Genomic DNA, 18,397 nt, shown 5'->3' on the forward strand with positions numbered 1-18,397 from the left:
GCTGAGGCCCTCAGAAATATTGAATGCTGACGCGGAAGAGCTGTTCGACGTCACGGACGGTCTCGGCGGCCGCGAGGAGGACCACGCGGTCCTTCGCCTTGATCCGCGTGTTGCCGTCCGGGCGCACATAGGCCTTGTCGCGATAGAGCGCGCCAATGCGGATACCCTCCGGCAATTCGAGCTCGCGCAGCGCCTTGCCGACCAGCGGAGAGGTTTCGAGCGCCTCGGCCTCGATCACCTCGGCCATGCCGTTCTGCACTGCATACACCGACCGGATGCGGCCTTTTCGCACGTGCTGCAGCACACGCGAGATGGTGACGGCGCGCGGATTGATATAGGCGTCGACACCGGCGGCGCCGGCGAAGTCCTGATAGGCGGGTTCGTTGATCAGCACGAGGGTCGACTTCGCTCCCAGCCTCCTGGCAAGCATGCTCCCGAGGATGTTGATCTGATCGTTATTCGTCAGCGCGACGACGAGATCCGCCTCCTGGACATCCGCTTGCGCCAGGATCCGCTGGTCCATGGCCGAGCCGTGGAGGACCACCGTGCTGTTGAGCTTGTCGGCGACGAGCACGGCGCGGTCACGGTCGTTTTCGACGAGTTTCACCCGCATTCGCGGCTGCTGTTCCTCGATCGTTCGGGCGACGAAATAGCCGATATTGCCGGCACCGAGGATGATGATCCGCCGCGCCTCCTGTTCTTCATGGCCGAAGAGCGCCAGCGTGCGGCGGGCATGGTCGCGGTCGCAGACCACATAGGCAAGATCGCCGGTCTTCAACTGGTCGGAGGAATGCGGAACTATCAGCTTGCCATCCCGGAAGATACCGGTGACGGTCGCGTGCAGATCGGGAAAGAGCTCGCTCAATTGCTGCAGCGGCGTGTCGACGACGGGGCAGTCTTCCATACATTCGATCGCAACCATCGCGATCCGATCATCCGCGAAGCGCACCACGTCGGTGGCACCGGGAAAGGAAATGCGGCGAAGCACGAGCCTCCCTACCTCGATTTCCGGAGAGATCGTCACGTCGATCGGGACGTTCTCGCGCGAAAAGAGGTCGGAATATTCGGGCGCCAGATAGCTCTGCGCGCGGATGCGGGCGACCTTGGTCGGTACGTTGAAAATCGCATGCGCTACTTCGCAGGCGACGATGTTGACCTCATCGTACAGCGTTACCGCGATGAGCATGTCGGCCTGATCAGCGCCCGCCTTCGCCAGTACATCCGGATGCGCCCCGTGGCCGACGTAACCGCGCACGTCCAGCGTCTCGGTTATGTAGGCAATCAGCGCGGCCGACGTATCGATCACCGAAACGTCGTTATTCTCGCGCGACAGCCGCTCGGCGATGCCGTAGCCGACCTGCCCTGCCCCGCATATGATCACCTTCATTGCTATTCCTTACGTCTGGGATGGATCTGCAGATGGCTCTAGAGCACTTCCAGCAAAAGTGTGTAACGGTTTTCCGGCCGGAAGTCGTTGGATCAAAGGGTTGGAGCGTTTCAGTGTCTCCATGAAACATTGAAATGCTCGAGATGGGGCGAAATACGCCCCTTCCGTTTTCAATTACACGCCCAACGACTTCAGCTTGCGATGAAGGGCGGAGCGCTCCATTCCCACGAATTCCGCAGTGCGCGAGATATTTCCGCCGAAGCGGTTGATCTGGGCGATCAGATAATCGCGTTCGAACATCTCGCGAGCCTCCCGCAGCGGCAAGGTCATGATGTGCTGATCGCTTTGCGCCGAAATCTTCGGCAGGGTGTCCCCCACCTCGTTCGGCAGCATGTCGGCGGTGATCGGCGTATCGGGACCGTCGCTGCGCGCAAGGATCATCAGGCGCTCGATGTTGTTGCGCAACTGGCGGATATTGCCGGGCCAATCATGCGCCTGCAGCACGGCCAGCGCATCCTCGCCTATCTTGCGGGGGCGGATGCCGGCCTGTTCGCTTACCTGTCGCATGAACATGTCGACCAGGAAAGGGATGTCCTCGCGCCGCTCCGCAAGAGCGGGAACGCGCACCGGAATGACGGCAAGCCGGTGATACAGGTCCTCGCGGAAAAGGCCTTCGGTGATCATGTTCTCGAGATTGTAGGCGGTCGAGGAGATGATGCGGACATCGACCTTGACGCGCTTGGAGCCGCCGACCCGCTCGAACTGCTGATCGACGAGGACGCGCAGGATCTTGTTCTGCGTTTCGCGCGGCATTTCGCCGACCTCGTCCAGGTAGAGGATGCCCCCATGGGCCTCCTCGAGCGCACCGGTTCGACGCGGCTGCCCCGCAGTTCCTTCGGTACCGAAAAGCGCGATCTCCATTCTGTCGGGCGTGATCGCAGCCGCATTGAGAGCGACGAAAGGACCGTTGGCACGCGCGGACTTACGATGGATCATCCGCGCGACCAGTTCCTTGCCGGAGCCGGACGGTCCCTGGATCATGATGCGGCTGTTGGTCGGTGCCACTTTCTCGATCATCTGGCGCAGCTGCGACACGGCAACCGAGGTTCCGATCAGCTCCACCGGATCGCCCGACTTCCTTTTCAGCTCGGAGACTTCGCGCTTGAGCTTGGAATTCTCGAGCGCCCGCTCGGCGATCAGGATCAGCCGGTCGGCCTTGAACGGCTTCTCGATGAAATCATAGGCTCCGCGCTTGATCGCGGAGACGGCGGTTTCGATGTTGCCGTGACCCGAGATCATCACCACCGGCAAGTCGGGGTGGCGGTTCTTGATCTCGTCGAGCAGTGCCAAACCGTCGAGCTTGCTTCCCTGCATCCAGATGTCCAGGAAGATCAGGCGTGGCACACGGTCGTTGATCGCCGCGAGCGCGCTCTCGCTGTCGAAAGCGGTCCGCGTTTCATGGCCCTCGTCCGACAGGATTCCCGAGACGATCTCGCGAATATCCTCCTCGTCATCCACAACCAGAATATCAGCCGCCATTGGTATTACCCTTATCCTTTAAATTATCTTCGCCCCCGGTCTCGCCGGCAGGCGGCAGAACCACCCGGATCATCGCCCCGGCGCCGCCGTCGAAGTCCGGCGGTGCGTCGTGCAGTTCCAGTTGCCCGCCGTGGTCCTCGATGATCTTCTTGACGATAGCGAGGCCGAGACCGGTGCCCTTATCCCGCATCGTCATGTACGGCTCCAGAATTCGGTGCCGGTTCTCGGTCGGAAGCCCCTTGCCGTTGTCGATGACGTCGACCACGAACCGGCCGGTGGTATCATCGCGACGGGATCGGATGAGGACCTTCGGCGCGCCTCGCGACGTTCCCGCGGGCACGGCTTCGATCGCCTCCACCGCGTTCTTCACGAGATTGCCGAACGCCTGACCCAGCATGCGGCCGTCGAACTGCCCCTCGAGCGGTTCGTCGCCGAAATCGCGGACGAAGTTGATGTGGGTGTTGCCCATCTCGCGCAGGAATACGGCGTCCTTCAGGATCGCCCGCAGGTCGGACTTCTCCTTCGTCGGCTTCGGCATGCGCGCAAAGGCGGAGAATTCGTCGACCATCCGGCCGATGTCCTCGACCTGGCGCACGATCGTTTCGGTGCATTGGTCGAAGACCGCACGATCCTCCTGGTCGATCTGCCTGCCGTAGCGGCGTTTCAGCCTCTCGGCCGAGAGCTGGATCGGCGTCAGCGGGTTCTTGATCTCGTGCGCAATGCGGCGAGCGACGTCCGCCCAGGCGGTGGAGCGCTGCGCGATTACCAGATCCGTGATGTCGTCGACGGTGATGACATAGGAGCCATGCGATTCGTCGCCCTCCTCCCGCGTCACCTGAACATTCATCGTGCGCTCGGTGCCGCCGCGCATGATGTTGATCTGCTTGCGGTAATCGTTGCGGTAGCGGCTCTCGGCCTCAACCAGAACCGCTTCGATTTCCGGGGCCACGTCGCTCAGATTCGCGCCGATGAGCTCCGGCGCCGCCTTTTTCAGCATCCCCTCCGAAGACGGATTGAAGATGGTGATCCGTCGATCCCTGCCGACGCCGATGACGGCTGCCGTCACGCCGGAGAGCACTGCCTCGATAAAGCGGCGGCGTTGGTCGACCTCGTCCTTCGCCACCAGGATCTGATCCTGCTGGGTCCGAATTTCGCTCACCATCTTATTGAACGTGCGCGACAGGTTGCCGACGTCGCCGTCGACTGCACGCACGGGAACGACGACGTCGAGATTGCCTGAAGCGACGCTGTCGGCCGCGCCGATCAGTTGCCGGATCGGCCGGACGATGCGGTCGGCGACCGCAATGGCCGTCCAGATCGCCGCCAGCAGCACGATCAGGGCAAAACCGATGTAAAGGACGCCGAAGGCGATCTGCAGGGAGGTACGCCCGGCCTCGAGCGTCTTGTATTCCGCAGTGTTCTCTTCCATCAGCCGCATCGATCGCATGACTTCCGGATCGACGTTTCTGACGGTGTAGAGATAGGTGCCCGGAATGTTTTCGAGCGGAATGACCGCCCCCACCAGGTTGGTCACGCCCGGGGGGATAAGTGTCGGCTGGCCGGCAATGGTGCTTTTCAGTGCGTCCTGCGGGATCGCCGGCAGCGGACGATCGGTCGAAATATTGGCCTGGAGTATGGCGCTGCCGTCGGCGCGCACGAGGAATGCGCCGAGCATGCCGCGCCCCCTCGCCTGCCGTGTCATCAGCTCGACGAAGCCGGTACGGTCGAGGCTATAGAGCTGGCGATTGCGCTCCAGGTCGTTGGCCATCGACACCGTCTGACCCTGAAGGTAGCTGGCATTCTCGAGGACATAGGCCTGCGCGACGTTCAGGGAGGAACGGACGATCGCCTGCGTACGCAGCGAGAACCAGCGGTCGAGGCCGACATCGAGGGTAATGCTGGCGAAGATCGCCACGAGGATCGCCGGCGTGATTGCGACGATCGAGAAGAGCGCGACGATGCGCACGTGCAGACGCGCTGCGGCCCTTCCCTTGCTGCGCGCCCTGAGCAGCCTGAAGATCTCGCGAGCGATGAGATAGATCAGGCCCACGACGAAGAGGCCGTTGATGCCGGCGCAGGCGATCACGATGTTTCTCTCGGGACGGATCGGGGTCAGGCCGAGAAGAACGAGCAGCGACAAGGTGGCGCAGATCAGGGCGCCGGTGGCGAGCATAAGCCCCGGCAAGGCGAACGAGGCTCGCCGATCCTGGGCAGCAGTGACTCCGTCCTCCGTGCCCAATGGCAAGGCCATTCCATCCACCATGAAAAGTGCTACCCCCAACCGGCGTACCGACGACACCGGCATACGCCTGCGTCCCGGACCGAGACATTGAACCTTACAGCGCCGCGTCTCCTTTCGGACACGCTAAGCCCCCGCCCGCACCGGTCTGATCAACGGGCTGCGACCGAGCGCCGGCGAATCGGCGCTTATGCGAGGTTCAAGCAACGCATTGTGGCGAAAATGCAACGGTGTTGCATCTCAGTCAAGCGCTACGCGAGCTGCGGTACACCGAGACCCCGAGTTCGCGGATCTTCTTGCGCAGCGTATTGCGGTTTAGACCCAGGAGGTCGGCCGCCTTGATCTGGTTGCCGCGGGTCGCCGTCAGAGCCGCGAGAATCAGAGGATATTCCATTTCCGCAAGGACGCGGTCGTAAAGGCCGGAGGGCGGTAAGGCATCGCCAAAGCTCGCGAAATACTGCCGCATGTTCTCCTCGACCGCCTGCGATATCGACAGCGAGCCCGAGCGCGCCGAAGCCTTCTCGATCGGGCTGTCCGGTATCTCCGAGCGCAGTTCGTTCTCGATGATTTCGCGCGTAATGACATCCTGTGGATAAAGTGCCGTCAGACGGCGAACGAGGTTCTCGAGTTCGCGCACATTGCCCGGCCAGGGATGCGCCTTCATCAGCTCCAGAGCCTCCTGATCGAAGCGCTTGACGTCGAGCCCTTCCTTTTCGGCCTGCTGGACGAAATGGCGGACAAGGTCCGGGATGTCTTCGGCTCGGTCTCTCAGGGGCGGCAGACGCAGCGGCACGACATTCAGGCGATAGTAGAGGTCCTCGCGGAAAAGGCCCTGATTGATCGATTGCTTCAGGTCCTTGTTGGTGGCGGCGACGATGCGGACATCCGAGCGGATCGGCGTGCGTCCGCCGACGGTCGTATATTCGCCCTGCTGCAGCACGCGCAGGAGACGCGTCTGCGCATCCATCGGCATGTCGCCGATTTCGTCCAGGAAGAGCGTCCCCCCCTCGGCCTGCTCGAAACGACCGGTGGAGCGCGTCTGGGCGCCGGTGAAAGCCCCCTTCTCATGACCGAACAGTTCCGACTCGATGAGGTCGCGCGGGATCGCCGCCATGTTGATGGCGACAAAGGGGCCGTTTCTCCGCTTGCCATAATCGTGCAGTGCACGGGCGACGAGTTCCTTGCCGGTGCCGGACTCGCCGGTGATCATCAGCGTGAGGTCGGTCTGCATCAGCCGGGCAAGCACACGGTAGATTTCCTGCATGGCGGCGGAACGGCCGACGAGCGGCATCCCGTCCTGCGAATCGTCCTCGAGCTTCGAGGGCCGCCGCTTGGGTTCGGCGAGCGCCCGGCCGATGATGCCGATCAGCTCCGTCAGATCGAAGGGCTTCGGCAGATAGTCGTAAGCGCCCTTCTCCGAAGCCTTGATGGCCGTCATGAAGGTATTTTGAGCGCTCATCACGAGAACCGGCAGATCCGGCCGGGCCTTCTTGATCCGCGGCAGGAGATCGAAGGCGTTTTCGTCCGGCATCACGACATCGGTCACGACCAGGTCGCCGTCGCCGGCCGCTATCCAGCGCCAGAGGGTTGCAGCATTGGAGGTGATGCGCACATCGTATCCGGCACGGCTGAGCGCCTGGTTCAGCACGGTGCGAATGGCAGCGTCGTCATCCGCGACGAGGATCGTTGCGCCCGTCATCCATCGGTTCCTTTTGTCATCGGAGTTTCGTCATCGGCCGCCAACCCCTTGGATGCCGGCATGAGAACGCGGAAGGTCGTGCGGCTATGCTGGCTGTCGCATTCGACGATGCCGCCGTGGCCGCCGATGATCTTGGCCACAAGCGCCAGGCCGAGACCGGACCCGTTCGTCTTGGTGGTGATGAACGGGTCGAAAAGATGCGGCAGCAGATCCGGGGGGACGCCTGGACCGTTGTCATGCACGCAGAATTCCAGCGGCAGCGAAATCTTTTCGCGCGTTCCGGCGACCGACAGGCGAATGCCCGGCCGATAGGCCGTCGTCAGCAGAATCTCGCCGTCCGCCCTGTCGCCGATCGCCTCGGCCGCATTCTTGATCAGATTCAGGAAGACCTGAACCAACTGGTCGCGGTTTGCGAAAACCGGGGGAAGCGACGGATCGTAATGTTCCGAGATCTTGATTCTCCGGGCAAAGCCGGCCTTGGCGATCGCCTTGACGTGGTCGAGCACCGCATGGATGTTGAGCGGCAGGCGGTCGACCGGGCGCTCGTCGGAGAAGACCTCCATCCGGTCTACGAGCGAGACGATGCGGTCCGTTTCGTCGCAGATCAGTCTCGTCAGCGCGCGATCCTCGTCATTGACGGAGGTTTCCAGGAGCTGCGCGGCGCCGCGAATGCCCGAAAGCGGATTCTTGATCTCGTGAGCGAGCATCGAAGCAAGGCCGGTGACGGACCGCGCTGCGGCACGGTGGGTGAGCTGGCGGTCGATCTTGTCCGCCATGGACCGCTCCTGGAAGACGATCACCACCGATCCGGGTTGCGACAGTACCGGGGCCACATAAAGGTCGACGAGCTTGTCGGCTCCAAGGCGGGGAGAGCTGAGGTCCACCCGGTACTCGTTGACCGCCGCCCGCCGCTCGCGAACCTGCTCGATCAGCGTCAGGAGCGGGCTGCCGAACGGAATGAAGGCGCTGATATCGTGCCGCGCAAGATGGTTGGCGCTGGCCCCGAAGAAGGATTCGGCCTCCCAGTTCGCAAAGGCGACGAAGCCATTCTCGTCCACCAGGATGACCGGATTCTGGATCGCGTTCAGCACGGCCATGGAAAGATCGTTGGCGCCTTCCACCGGTGCCGTTGCCTTCTCCGTCATGCCGCAATCTCCTCCCTCGCCGCCGCATCGCCGGAGCGAGCAATGGCGGCTACCACGCTGTCGCGTACGAAAGCCGTGTCGGTCGATGTCAGAATCGCGGCCTTCTCCGAAGCGGGAAGCTCGGGCGCGAAACGATCGAGATACCAGCCCGCGTGTTTGCGGGCGGTCCGCAGCCCGACCTCCACGCCGTAGAATTCGAGCATCATCTCGTAATGCTCCGCAAATATGCAGGCGACGCCCGACGCATCCGGGTGAGCCGCAGAGCCGGCGAGAACGCCGGCATGCCAAGGCCGCCCCTGGCACGATCGACCGACCATGACGGCGTCCGCACCCGACCGGCGCAGGATCTCGTGCGCATCGGCAACCGAACCCACATCGCCATTGGCAATCAGCGGGACGGAGACCACCTCGCGGACGGCCCGAATCGCATCCCAATCGGCCTTGCCGTTGTAGAATTGCATCCGTGTGCGTCCATGAATGGTGATCGCCTTCACGCCTGCCTCCTCGGCCCTGCGGGCAATCAGCGGCGCATTGATCGAATTCTCGTCCCAGCCGAGGCGCATCTTGAGCGTTACCGGGACCGTGGCTGCGTTGACCGTCGCTTCGATCAGCGAAAGCGCGTGATCCGGATCGCGCATCAGCGCAGATCCGGAATAGCCGCCTGTGACCTTCTTCGCAGGGCAGCCCATGTTGATGTCGATGATATCGGCGCCATTGGCCTCGACGATCCTCGCCGCCTCGGCCATCCAATGCGCCTCACGCCCGGCGAGTTGCACGATGTGGGGGTCGATGCCGGAATTCTTCAGCCGCGCCCAGGATTCGGCGGCATTACCGACCAGTTCGCGGCTCGCCACCATCTCGGTCACGACGAACCCGGCCCCGAAACGCCAGGCAAGGGTCCGAAAGGGCAGATCCGTCACGCCGGACATCGGCGCGAGCGCTACGCGATTGCGGATTTCGACATTCCCGATCAGAAGCGAGGGTGAAAAAGCCGTCGAGGGCAAATGCATATCTTTCAGGCACATGAAAATCGTGCACTATTTTTAGACATTGTTCTTCTGCTTGCCAAGCCTTTTCGACGCGCGGGACAAAATTCCTCGCATGGCTGGCCATGGCAGGACCTTCGCGGTACATCACGGCGAATATTGGCGAATGCGGGACCACATACAGAAGATGCAAGGCGAAGAACAGTTCTCCTGCGGCGTCGTGATCGTTGCGGCCGGCCGCGGCGAGCGCGCCGGCCAGTCGGCCGAGGGACCGAAGCAATACCGCACGATCGGTGATCGCCCCGTTATCGCCCATACGCTTAACATTTTCGCGACATGGCCCGGAACGGGACCTGTCGTCGTCGTGATCCACCCGGACGATGAAGAACTGTTCGCGGCGGCCCGCCGCCGGATGGCGGTAACTTCGGAGCTGACAGTGGTCCACGGCGGAGCGACACGCCAGCTTTCGGTGCTTGCCGGGCTGGAAGCGGTCGCCGCGACAGGCGTGGAATACGTGATGATCCACGACGCGGTGCGACCCTTTTTCGATCACGCACTGCTCGATCGCTGCGGTGCGGCGCTTCGTGGCGGCGCCCAGGCCCTCTTGCCGGCAATTGCAGTCGCCGACACGCTGAAGCGTACGACGCCAGACGGCCTCGTCTCCGAGACCGTTCCGCGAACCGATCTCTACGCCGCTCAGACGCCGCAGTGCTTCCGCCTCGAGCCTATCCTCTCCGCTCACCGGCAAGCGGCGGCAGGCGGCAGGTCCGACTTTACGGACGACGCCTCGATCGCCGAATGGGCCGGCATCCCCGTCCTTCTGGTGGAAGGAACCGTGGACAATTTCAAGTTGACGCTCCGGAGGGACCTGTCGATGGCAGACGAGAAACTGACCCGCATGGCCATTCCCGATGTGCGCACCGGCAACGGCTATGACGTGCATCAACTCGTGGACGGCGACGGCGTAACCCTCTGTGGTGTCTTCATCCCCCACGACCGCAAACTCTCCGGCCATTCCGACGCGGATGTAGCCCTGCATGCCTTGACGGACGCCCTGCTCGCCACTTGCGGTGCCGGCGATATCGGCGACCACTTCCCGCCATCCGACCCGCAGTGGAAGGGCGCGGCTTCGCGCATCTTTCTCGAACACGCTGCGCAGATCGTCCGCGAGCGCGGCGGCACTATTACCAATGCCGACATATCACTGATCGCCGAGGCGCCCAAGGTCGGGCCGCACCGTCAGCAGATGCGAGAAAACCTTGCAGCGATACTCGGCATTTCGCTCGACCGCTGCTCGATCAAGGCGACGACCAACGAGAAACTCGGCTTTGTCGGGCGGAATGAAGGAATTGCGGCGATCGCCACCGCGACCGTCGTCTATGCATCACGGAGCAAGCCCGATGTGGACGACCGATACTGAAGAGAAAGCGCGGGCCATAATCCGGGATCTCACTTCCCTCGGACTGAAGCTGGCGACGGCGGAGTCCTGCACCGGCGGCCTGATCGCCGGCGCCTTGACGGAGATCGCAGGCTCGTCCTCCGTCGTCGACCGCGGCTTCGTCACCTATTCCAACGAAGCCAAGGTCGAGATGCTTGGCGTTAATCCCGCAACGCTTGCCGCACATGGCGCCGTCTCGCGTGAGACGGCCATCGAAATGGCCCGCGGAGCGGTTTCGCACTCAGCCGCCGATATCGCCATAGCCGTCACGGGCATAGCCGGCCCGGGCGGCGGCTCCGCCGAGAAGCCCGTTGGCCTCGTTCATCTCGCCGCCGCCGCCCGTGACGGCGCGACGGTTCACCGGGAGATGCGTTACGGAGACATCGGCCGAGGTGCGGTGCGGCTTGCCACCGTGCATACGGCGCTCGATCTGGTCGCAGAACTGGCTCACGCCCCGTAGATCACATCCGCCCGCTTTTCGAATGCTTCGGAGAACATGCGGAAGGCGCGATCGAACATCGAGCCCATAAGCGCGCCCAGAAGGCGGCTCTTGAATTCATAGTCGATGCAGAAATGCACGATCGATTGGTTATCGTTCACGGGCTCGAAACGCCAGACATTGTCGAGGTACTTGAACGGACCCTCGATATAGTTGACGTCGATGATCCGCTCTTCCCTTTTGAGAAGCACCTGCGTCGTGAATGTTTCCCGGATCGCCTTATAGCCCACGGTCATGTCGGCAAGCAGCAGCACCTTGCCGTCGCGCTCCTTGCGTGAGCGCACGCTCAGCGCTTCGCAAAGGGGCAGGAACTCCGGATAGCGCTCGACATCGGCGACGAGAGCGAACATCTGCTCGGCCGAGTGCTTGACGACGTGGTTGGTTTCGAAATGGGGCATGGATTGTGAGTTAAGGCTGCAGCGCGAGAAGATCAAGGAGGCGGCGCATTTGTGCCCGGCTTCTCGCTGGTGCTCGCGGAGTGTTGCCACGAGGCTCCTTCGCCCCGCCTGCGGGGAGAAGGTGGCCGGCAGGCCGGATGAGGGGCGGAAGCAGGCGGACTACTCCGCCGCAGCCGCCAGCTTCTTCTCGCGTGCCGCCTTGAGCCGGGCGAAGTCGTCCCCGGCATGGTGGGACGAGCGGGTCAGCGGGCTCGAGGACACCATCAGGAAGCCCTTGGTGTAGGCCACCGTCTCGTAGGACTTGAATTCTTCCGGAGTGACGAATTTCTCGACCTTGTGATGCTTGCGGCTCGGCTGCAGATATTGGCCGATCGTCAGGAAATCGACATCGGCGGTACGCAGGTCGTCCATCAGTTGCAGCACTTCGTTGCGCTCCTCGCCGAGGCCGACCATGATGCCCGACTTGGTGAACATGGTGGGGTCGAGTTCCTTCACGCGCTGCAGAAGCCGGATCGAGTGGAAATAGCGCGCGCCCGGTCTGACCGTCAGGTAGTTGGACGGAACCGTTTCGAGGTTGTGGTTGAAAACGTCCGGCTTGGCGGCCACGACACGCTCCAGCGCGCCGGGCTTGCGCAGGAAATCGGGCGTCAGGATTTCGATCGTGGTTTCCGGCGAGGCTTCCCGGATCGCGAAGATGACCTTCTCGAAATGCTCGGCGCCGCCATCGTCGAGGTCGTCGCGATCGACGGAGGTGATGACGACATGGCTCAGGCCCATCTGCTTCACCGCCTTGGCGACATTTGCGGGCTCGTCCAGATCGAGGGCATTGGGCTTGCCCGTCGCGACATTGCAGAAGGCACAGGCACGCGTGCAGATCTCGCCCATGATCATGAACGTCGCGTGCTTCTTGTCCCAACACTCGCCGATGTTCGGGCACCCGGCTTCCTCGCAGACCGTAACGAGCTTATGGCTCTTCACGATCGAACGGGTCTCCTGATACCCCTTGGAGGTCGGTGCCTTCACACGGATCCAGTCCGGCTTGCGCAGGACCTCGGTGTCTGGCCGGTGGGCCTTTTCCGGGTGACGAACACGCTGCGCCCGATCCGAGACGGCGTCGAAAACCGTTACCATGTGTCTTCCTTCATAGTGACGGGCGAGCGGCAACAAGGCCGCCCGCACCTTGTCGCCTTATATAAACAGCCGGACATGAAAAGTCAGGCCACCATTTGCATGGCAGCCTGACGGCAAGCGATGGGTGAATGGCCCTACCCTCGGACGGCGCGGCCCGCTGCGATCAACAGGCAGGCACCGATGAATCCGATGATGAGATAGGCGATCCAGCCGCTGTAAGCCATGCCGAGCGCCGCGAGAATGAAATTCAACACCACGGCGCCGATAATGCCGAGGATGATGTTCGCGAACAGCCCCATCTGGCTGTTCATGAATTTTTCCGCCAGCCAGCCGGCAAGCCCGCCGATGATGATCGCCGCCAGGATACCTACGCCATTCAAGCTCATGAGAACCTCCCCGCATTGTAGATGTCATGCAATCAATGCGTGAAAAAGCCGAAAGTTCCGGACGGCCGCGCGTCATCAGGCGTTCAATACTCTGCCGTAGGCATCGAGCACGCTTTCCTTCATCATCTCCGAGAGGGTCGGGTGCGGGAACACCGTGTGCATCAGTTCCTCTTCGGTCGTCTCCAGGTTCATGGCGACGACGAAGCCCTGGATGAGTTCCGTCACTTCGGCGCCTACCATATGGGCGCCGATGAGTTCGCCGGTCTTCTTGTCGAAGATGGTCTTGATCAGGCCCTGGTCTTCGCCGAGCGCGATCGCCTTGCCGTTTGCGCCGAAGCTGTATCGGCCGACGCGGATGTCGCGGCCGAGTTCCTTGGCCTTCGCTTCCGTAAGGCCCACGGAGGCGACCTGCGGGTCGCAATAGGTGCAGCCCGGGATCTTGCCCTTGTCGAGTGCGTGCACGCCGGGAACCCCGGCAATCTTCTCGATGCAGATGACGCCCTCATGCTCGGCCTTGTGGGCCAGCATCGGCGGCCCGGCGACGTCGCCGATCGCATAGATGCCCGCGACATTGGTCTTGCCGTAGCCATCGGTGACGATGCAGCCGCGGTCGGTCTTCACGCCGAGAGCCTCGAGGCCGAGATTCTCGATGTTGCCCTGAACGCCGACGGCGGAGATCAGACGGTCCGCCTTGATCGGCGTGACCTTGCCGTCCTTCGTCTCCACATGCGCCGTGACGTCGTTCGCGCCCTTCTCGACCTTCGTCACCTTGGCATCGGTGATGATTTTCAGGCCGCGCTTTTCGAGCTGCTTACGGGCCAAGGCGGAAATTTCCGCATCCTCGACCGGCATGATCTGCGGCAGCAGTTCGACGACGGTCACGTCGACGCCCATCGAGCGGTAGAAGCTCGCGAATTCGATGCCGATCGCGCCGGAGCCCATGACGAGCAGCGACTTCGGGAACTCCTCCGGCTTCATCGCCTCGAAATAGGTCCAGATCAGCTTGCCGTCCGGCTCGATGCCGGGCAGCGCTCGCGGGCGCGCGCCGGTCGCGACGATGATGTGCTTGGCCGTATAGGTCCCCTCTCCCTTGACGCCCTTCGGAACCGGGTTCTGCGGCTGGACGGCCGGCTTGGACGGCGCGCCGACGACGATCTCGCCGGGTTTGGTGAGCTTCGCCTCGCCCCAGATCACGTCCACCTTGTTCTTCTTCATCAGGAAGGCGACGCCGCCGTTCAGCCGCGCAGAGACGCCGCGCGAGCGGGCGACGACATCCTTGACGTTGGCGGTCATCTTGCCTTCGAGGGTCAGCCCGTAGTTCTTGGCATGGTTGGCATGGTCGAGAATTTCGGCGGAGCGCAACAGCGCCTTGGTCGGAATGCAGCCCCAGTTGAGGCAGATCCCGCCCAAATGCTCCCGCTCGACGATCGCCGTCTTCAAGCCCAGCTGCGCCGAACGAATGGCGGTCACGTATCCGCCCGGACCCGAACCGACAACGATCACGTCGTAATTCTCAGCCATGTTTTTCCTACCTTTGGTCAAGCGGCGTTGCGGGTGAAAAGCACCCAGTGGTGTTTTCTGCTGTCTTCGAAGAGCGGCACGGCCTCGGCCCGCGCCACCTCCTCGAAGCCGTTCATCCTGTAGAGCGCCTGCGCCGTTTCATTGTGGCTTTCGGTGATCAGGCTCACCGGCCCCTGCCCAGCGCGGGAAATCTCGTTCTCGAGCAGAGCGCGGCCAATGCCTTTACCACGGTGATGGCGGTAAACGCCGAGGCTATCGACGAACCAGTGGCCGATCACCTGCTTCTGCAGGAAAAGCAAGGGCGCAAGCACGGGATGTTTCGGCTCGATCTCGAGAATCGATGCATCGATGCCGTAGGAAACCGACATGCCGACGATCTCGTCTCCGATTTCGGCCACCACCGCATCGCGCCAGGCACCCGGCCCGGTATCCCGACGCAGCACGTTGCGGCCATGCTCGAAGGCGGTTTCCGCGGATTTGCTCAGAACGCCGCCGTACCAGAGCCATGAGGCAAAGCCGTGTGAGGCGATGTCGATCAGGATCGCAAGTTCCGCTGCCTCGCTTCGCTTCGCAGGCCTGAGGGTCGCGCCAGCCGTCATCGTCAAAGCCCGAGCATCATCCGCACGACAGGCTCCAATCCTCTGCCGACCGCCCGGGTGTTCTCCGCGTCGAGGTGGACACCGTCGATCGGCGTCGTCCTGGCCACTGATCCGCCGTCGAAGAAGCCGCAGTCGAGCTCGTCGGCGAGATCGCGATAAAGCGGCGCCAGCATTGCGGATTGCTCGACCCCACCCGCAAACATGGCGGCAAAAGCGCTGTTGGCCGTTTCGCAGAGCGGCGGCGGCGAGACGATGAGGATTTCGGGCCCCTCCTCCGTTTCCGTCGGCCAGTCGTGCCTGCGCACCAGATTGACGAGGCGCTCGATACCCTTCACCGCACCGAAAGCGGTGCCGTGAATGATCGGCTTCATATCGTTCGAGCCGAGCATGAGGAGGATGAGATCGATCGGCGCGTGGGTGTGCAGGAGCGTCGGAAGGACACGCGCCCCGTTCCGGTCGCAATCGGCGAGATGGTCGTCATAGGCGGTCGTCCGCCCGTTCAGCCCTTCGGCGACGACATGCACGTTCGAACCGAGCGCCTTCTGCAGCACGCTCGGCCAGCGGTCCTCCAGCGCATGCCGGCCGGAACCGCTTGCATCGTATCCCCAGGTCAGACTGTCACCGTAGCAAAGGACTGTCTTCATCTGCCTACTCGCTTTTCATGGGGAAAGGACCGGCTGGGAAGCCGGTCCGGATCGCATCAGACGAGCATGCCCATCGGGTTTTCGATGTAGCGCTTGAAGGCGGCGAGCAGTTCGGCGCCGAGCGCTCCATCGACGCAGCGATGGTCGGTCGAAAGCGTGACGGTCATCACATTGGCGATGACCATCTCCTTGTTCTTGACCACGACACGGTCCTCGCCGGCGCCGACCGCGAGGATCGTCGCGTGCGGCGGATTGACGACGGCGGCGAAGTCCTTGACGCCCATCATGCCCATATTCGAAACGGCCGTGGTGCCGCCCTGATATTCTTCAGGCTTCAGCTTGCGCTCCTTGGCGCGCTTGCCGAGATCCTTCATCTCGTTGGAGATCGCCGAGAGGCTCTTCAACTCCGCCTGGCGGACGATCGGCGTGATCAGGCCGCCGGGAATTGAAACCGCAACTCCGACGTCCGCGTGCTTGTGCTTGATCATGTTCTGATCGGTCCAGGACACATTCGCATCCGGAACGTCGCGCAATGCCAGAGCAAGCGCCTTGATCACCATGTCATTCACGGAAAGCTTGTAGACCGGCTTACCATCCTTTTCAGGTGCTGCGGCATTCAGCTGGGCGCGCAGCGCCAAAAGCGCGTCGAGCTCGCAATCGACCGAAACATAGAAATGCGGGATCGTCTGCTTCGATTCGACGAGGCGTTTGGCGATCGTCTTGCGCATGCCGTCATGCGGCACGAGTTCGTAGGAGCCCGGCTCGAAGAGCTTGAGGATGGCATCCTCCGACATGCCCTTTGCGAGCGTCGCCGGGGCCGGAGCTGCTGCTGGCGCGGCGGCGGGCTTGGCTGCGCCGCCGGAAACGGCTGCCTCGACGTCCTTCTTGACGACGCGGCCATGCGGTCCGGAACCGGCGATCGCCGAAAGGTCGATGCCTGCCTCCTTAGCGATGCGGCGGGCCAGCGGCGACGAAAAGATGCGCTTGCCTTCGCCGTCGGCGGATGCAGGAGAAGCCGGAGCAGCAGCCTGCGGTGCCGGCGCTGCGGCCGGTGCCGTTTCGCCTGTTTCCTGCGGCTTCGGTGCCGGGGCTGCTCCCGCTGCACCGTTGCCGCCCTTGGCGGCAGTCGCGACGTCTTCGCCCTCGCCGGCGAGAACCGCGATCAGCGCATTGACCTTGACGCCTTCAGTGCCGGCGGGAACGACGATCTTGGCGACCGTGCCCTCGTCGACGGCTTCCACTTCCATCGTCGCCTTGTCGGTCTCGATCTCGGCGATCACATCGCCGGACTTAACCTTGTCGCCTTCCTTGACCAGCCATTTGGCCAGATTGCCTTCTTCCATAGTCGGAGAGAGGGCCGGCATGGTGATGTTGATTGGCATCGAACGACCCCCTTTATTTGTAGCAGACGGCTTTCACCGCATCGACGACTTCCGCGACATTCGGCAGAGCAAGCTTTTCAAGGTTGGCCGCATAAGGCATCGGCACGTCCTTGCCGGCGATCGTCAGGATCGGCGCATCGAGATAGTCGAAGGCCTGCTGCATGACGCGGGTGGCGATCTCGGTGCCGACGGAGGATTGAGGATAGCCTTCCTCGACGGTAACCAGGCGGCCGGTCTTCTTGACGGATTCGATGACGGTCGGCAGGTCCATCGGACGGATCGTGCGAAGGTCGATGATCTCGACGTCGATACCCTGCGCCTCGAGTTCCGCCGCGGCCTTGATCGCATAGGTCATGCCGATGCCGAAGGAGACGAGCGTCGCGTCCTTGCCGGCACGATGAATGCGTGCCTTACCGATCGGCAGCACGAAATCGTCGAGCTTCGGAACTTCGAATGACTGGCCGTAAAGGATCTCGTTTTCGAGGAAGATCACCGGGTTCGGATCGCGGATGGCTGCCTTGAGCAGCCCCTTCGCGTCTGCCGCCGTATAGGGCATGACGACCTTCAGGCCCGGAATGTGGCTGTACCAGGCGGCATAGCATTGGGAGTGCTGCGCCGCGACGCGGGCAGCAGCACCGCTCGGCCCGCGGAAGACGATCGGCGCGCCCATCTGGCCGCCGGACATATAGAGCGTCTTGGCGGCCGAGTTGATGATCTGATCGATCGCCTGCATGGCGAAGTTGAAGGTCATGAACTCGACGATCGGGCGCAGACCCGTCATCGCCGCGCCGACGCCGACGCCGGCAAAGCCGTGTTCGGTGATCGGCGTGTCGACCACGCGGCGCGCACCGAATTCCTGCAACAGGCCCTGCGTGACCTTGTAGGCGCCCTGGTATTCGGCGACCTCTTCGCCCATGACGAAGACGTCCTCATTGGCGCGCATCTCTTCGGCCATCGCGTCGCGAAGCGCTTCGCGGACGGTCATCGTCACCATTTCGGTTCCGGCCGGGATTGCCGGGTCGGAAGGAACCGCCTTGGGCTGCGCCGCGACGGGCGCCGCGGAAGCAGCCGGCGCTTCCGGCTCGGCCGGCTTCGGTGCTTCCGCTTTCGGGGCTTCGGCCTTCATGGAATCGATGTCGCTTGCGGCTTCGCCATCCTGCAACAGCACGGCGATCGGCGTGTTCACCTTCACACCCTCGGTGCCGGCTGCAATCAGCAGCTTGCCGATCGTGCCTTCGTCAACCGCTTCCACTTCCATCGTGGCCTTGTCGGTTTCGATTTCCGCGATGACATCGCCGGAGGACACCTTGTCCCCCTCGTTCTTCAGCCACTTGGAGAGCGTGCCTTCCTCCATGGTCGGGGAAAGGGCAGGCATAAGGATTTCTACAGGCATATTTGTCCCTC

The 18,397-nt window shown here is 62.8% G+C and carries 16 protein-coding genes; 2 read left to right on the forward strand and 14 right to left on the reverse strand.

Annotation, left to right across the window (positions count from 1 at the left end):
• Positions 1-10: 10 nt before the first annotated feature.
• The 6 genes from trkA to dusB form a co-directional block, all read right to left on the reverse strand.
• Positions 11-1,387, reverse strand: a complete 1,377-nt coding sequence (gene trkA, locus ACFHWW_RS22695) for a Trk system potassium transporter TrkA (protein WP_003535437.1) — start codon at positions 1,385-1,387, stop codon at positions 11-13.
• A 174-nt stretch (positions 1,388-1,561) separates the two neighbouring features.
• Positions 1,562-2,926, reverse strand: a complete 1,365-nt coding sequence (ntrX, locus tag ACFHWW_RS22700) for a two-component system response regulator NtrX (RefSeq protein WP_018097797.1) — start codon at positions 2,924-2,926, stop codon at positions 1,562-1,564.
• Positions 2,916-5,231 (reverse strand): two-component system sensor histidine kinase NtrY, encoded by a 2,316-nt coding sequence (ntrY, locus tag ACFHWW_RS22705; RefSeq protein WP_018097798.1) that lies wholly within the window; start codon positions 5,229-5,231, stop codon positions 2,916-2,918. The genes ntrX and ntrY overlap by 11 nt, the downstream gene beginning before the upstream one ends.
• Positions 5,232-5,409: 178 nt before the next feature.
• Positions 5,410-6,864: a nitrogen regulation protein NR(I) gene (ntrC, locus tag ACFHWW_RS22710; RefSeq protein WP_018097799.1), complete on the reverse strand. Its 1,455-nt coding sequence runs from the start codon at positions 6,862-6,864 to the stop codon at positions 5,410-5,412.
• Positions 6,861-8,009, reverse strand: a complete 1,149-nt coding sequence (locus ACFHWW_RS22715; RefSeq protein WP_127710774.1) for a nitrogen regulation protein NR(II) — start codon at positions 8,007-8,009, stop codon at positions 6,861-6,863. The genes ntrC and ACFHWW_RS22715 overlap by 4 nt, the downstream gene beginning before the upstream one ends.
• Positions 8,006-9,034, reverse strand: coding sequence for a tRNA dihydrouridine synthase DusB (dusB, locus tag ACFHWW_RS22720; protein WP_379940930.1), 1,029 nt, complete (start codon positions 9,032-9,034; stop codon positions 8,006-8,008). The genes ACFHWW_RS22715 and dusB overlap by 4 nt, the downstream gene beginning before the upstream one ends.
• 148 nt (positions 9,035-9,182) lie before the next feature.
• Between dusB and ACFHWW_RS22725 the strand changes: the two genes are divergently transcribed.
• Positions 9,183-10,415, forward strand: a complete 1,233-nt coding sequence (locus tag ACFHWW_RS22725; RefSeq protein WP_379940995.1) for a bifunctional 2-C-methyl-D-erythritol 4-phosphate cytidylyltransferase/2-C-methyl-D-erythritol 2,4-cyclodiphosphate synthase — start codon at positions 9,183-9,185, stop codon at positions 10,413-10,415.
• Complete coding sequence (locus ACFHWW_RS22730) at positions 10,396-10,893, forward strand: CinA family protein (protein WP_100673934.1); 498 nt, start codon at positions 10,396-10,398, stop codon at positions 10,891-10,893. Before ACFHWW_RS22725 ends, ACFHWW_RS22730 begins: the two co-directional genes overlap by 20 nt.
• Here ACFHWW_RS22730 and ACFHWW_RS22735 read toward each other — a convergent pair.
• The 8 genes from ACFHWW_RS22735 to ACFHWW_RS22770 all read right to left on the reverse strand — a co-directional run bounded on the left by ACFHWW_RS22735 (position 10,881) and on the right by ACFHWW_RS22770 (position 18,386).
• Complete coding sequence (locus tag ACFHWW_RS22735) at positions 10,881-11,330, reverse strand: type II toxin-antitoxin system RatA family toxin (RefSeq protein WP_018097804.1); 450 nt, start codon at positions 11,328-11,330, stop codon at positions 10,881-10,883. The two genes, ACFHWW_RS22730 and ACFHWW_RS22735, sit on opposite strands and share 13 nt — an antisense overlap.
• A 159-nt stretch (positions 11,331-11,489) precedes the next feature.
• Entirely contained in the window at positions 11,490-12,461 is a 972-nt protein-coding gene (lipA, locus tag ACFHWW_RS22740; RefSeq protein WP_018097805.1) for a lipoyl synthase, read from the reverse strand.
• A 134-nt stretch (positions 12,462-12,595) separates the two neighbouring features.
• On the reverse strand, positions 12,596-12,847 hold the full coding sequence (locus ACFHWW_RS22745; protein ID WP_018097806.1) for a GlsB/YeaQ/YmgE family stress response membrane protein: 252 nt from the start codon (positions 12,845-12,847) through the stop codon (positions 12,596-12,598).
• Positions 12,848-12,922: 75 nt separating this feature from the next.
• A complete protein-coding gene (gene lpdA / locus ACFHWW_RS22750) occupies positions 12,923-14,368 on the reverse strand; it encodes a dihydrolipoyl dehydrogenase (RefSeq protein WP_379940933.1) in 1,446 nt (481 codons plus the stop codon).
• A gap of 17 nt (positions 14,369-14,385) precedes the next feature.
• Positions 14,386-14,967, reverse strand: coding sequence for a GNAT family N-acetyltransferase (locus tag ACFHWW_RS22755; RefSeq protein ID WP_379940935.1), 582 nt, complete (start codon positions 14,965-14,967; stop codon positions 14,386-14,388).
• Positions 14,968-14,969: 2 nt separating this feature from the next.
• Entirely contained in the window at positions 14,970-15,611 is a 642-nt protein-coding gene (locus ACFHWW_RS22760; protein WP_100673938.1) for an SGNH/GDSL hydrolase family protein, read from the reverse strand.
• 56 nt (positions 15,612-15,667) lie between these two features.
• Positions 15,668-16,993 carry a pyruvate dehydrogenase complex dihydrolipoamide acetyltransferase gene (locus tag ACFHWW_RS22765; RefSeq protein ID WP_379940937.1) on the reverse strand — a complete coding sequence of 442 codons (1,326 nt, stop codon included), beginning with the start codon at positions 16,991-16,993 and terminating at the stop codon, positions 15,668-15,670.
• A 13-nt stretch (positions 16,994-17,006) separates the two neighbouring features.
• A complete protein-coding gene (locus ACFHWW_RS22770; protein ID WP_324763300.1) occupies positions 17,007-18,386 on the reverse strand; it encodes a pyruvate dehydrogenase complex E1 component subunit beta in 1,380 nt (459 codons plus the stop codon).
• Between the last annotated feature and the right edge of the window lie 11 nt (positions 18,387-18,397).

This window comes from Sinorhizobium sp. P24N7, from assembly GCF_042436655.1.
Lineage (GTDB): Bacteria > Pseudomonadota > Alphaproteobacteria > Rhizobiales > Rhizobiaceae > Sinorhizobium > Sinorhizobium meliloti_A.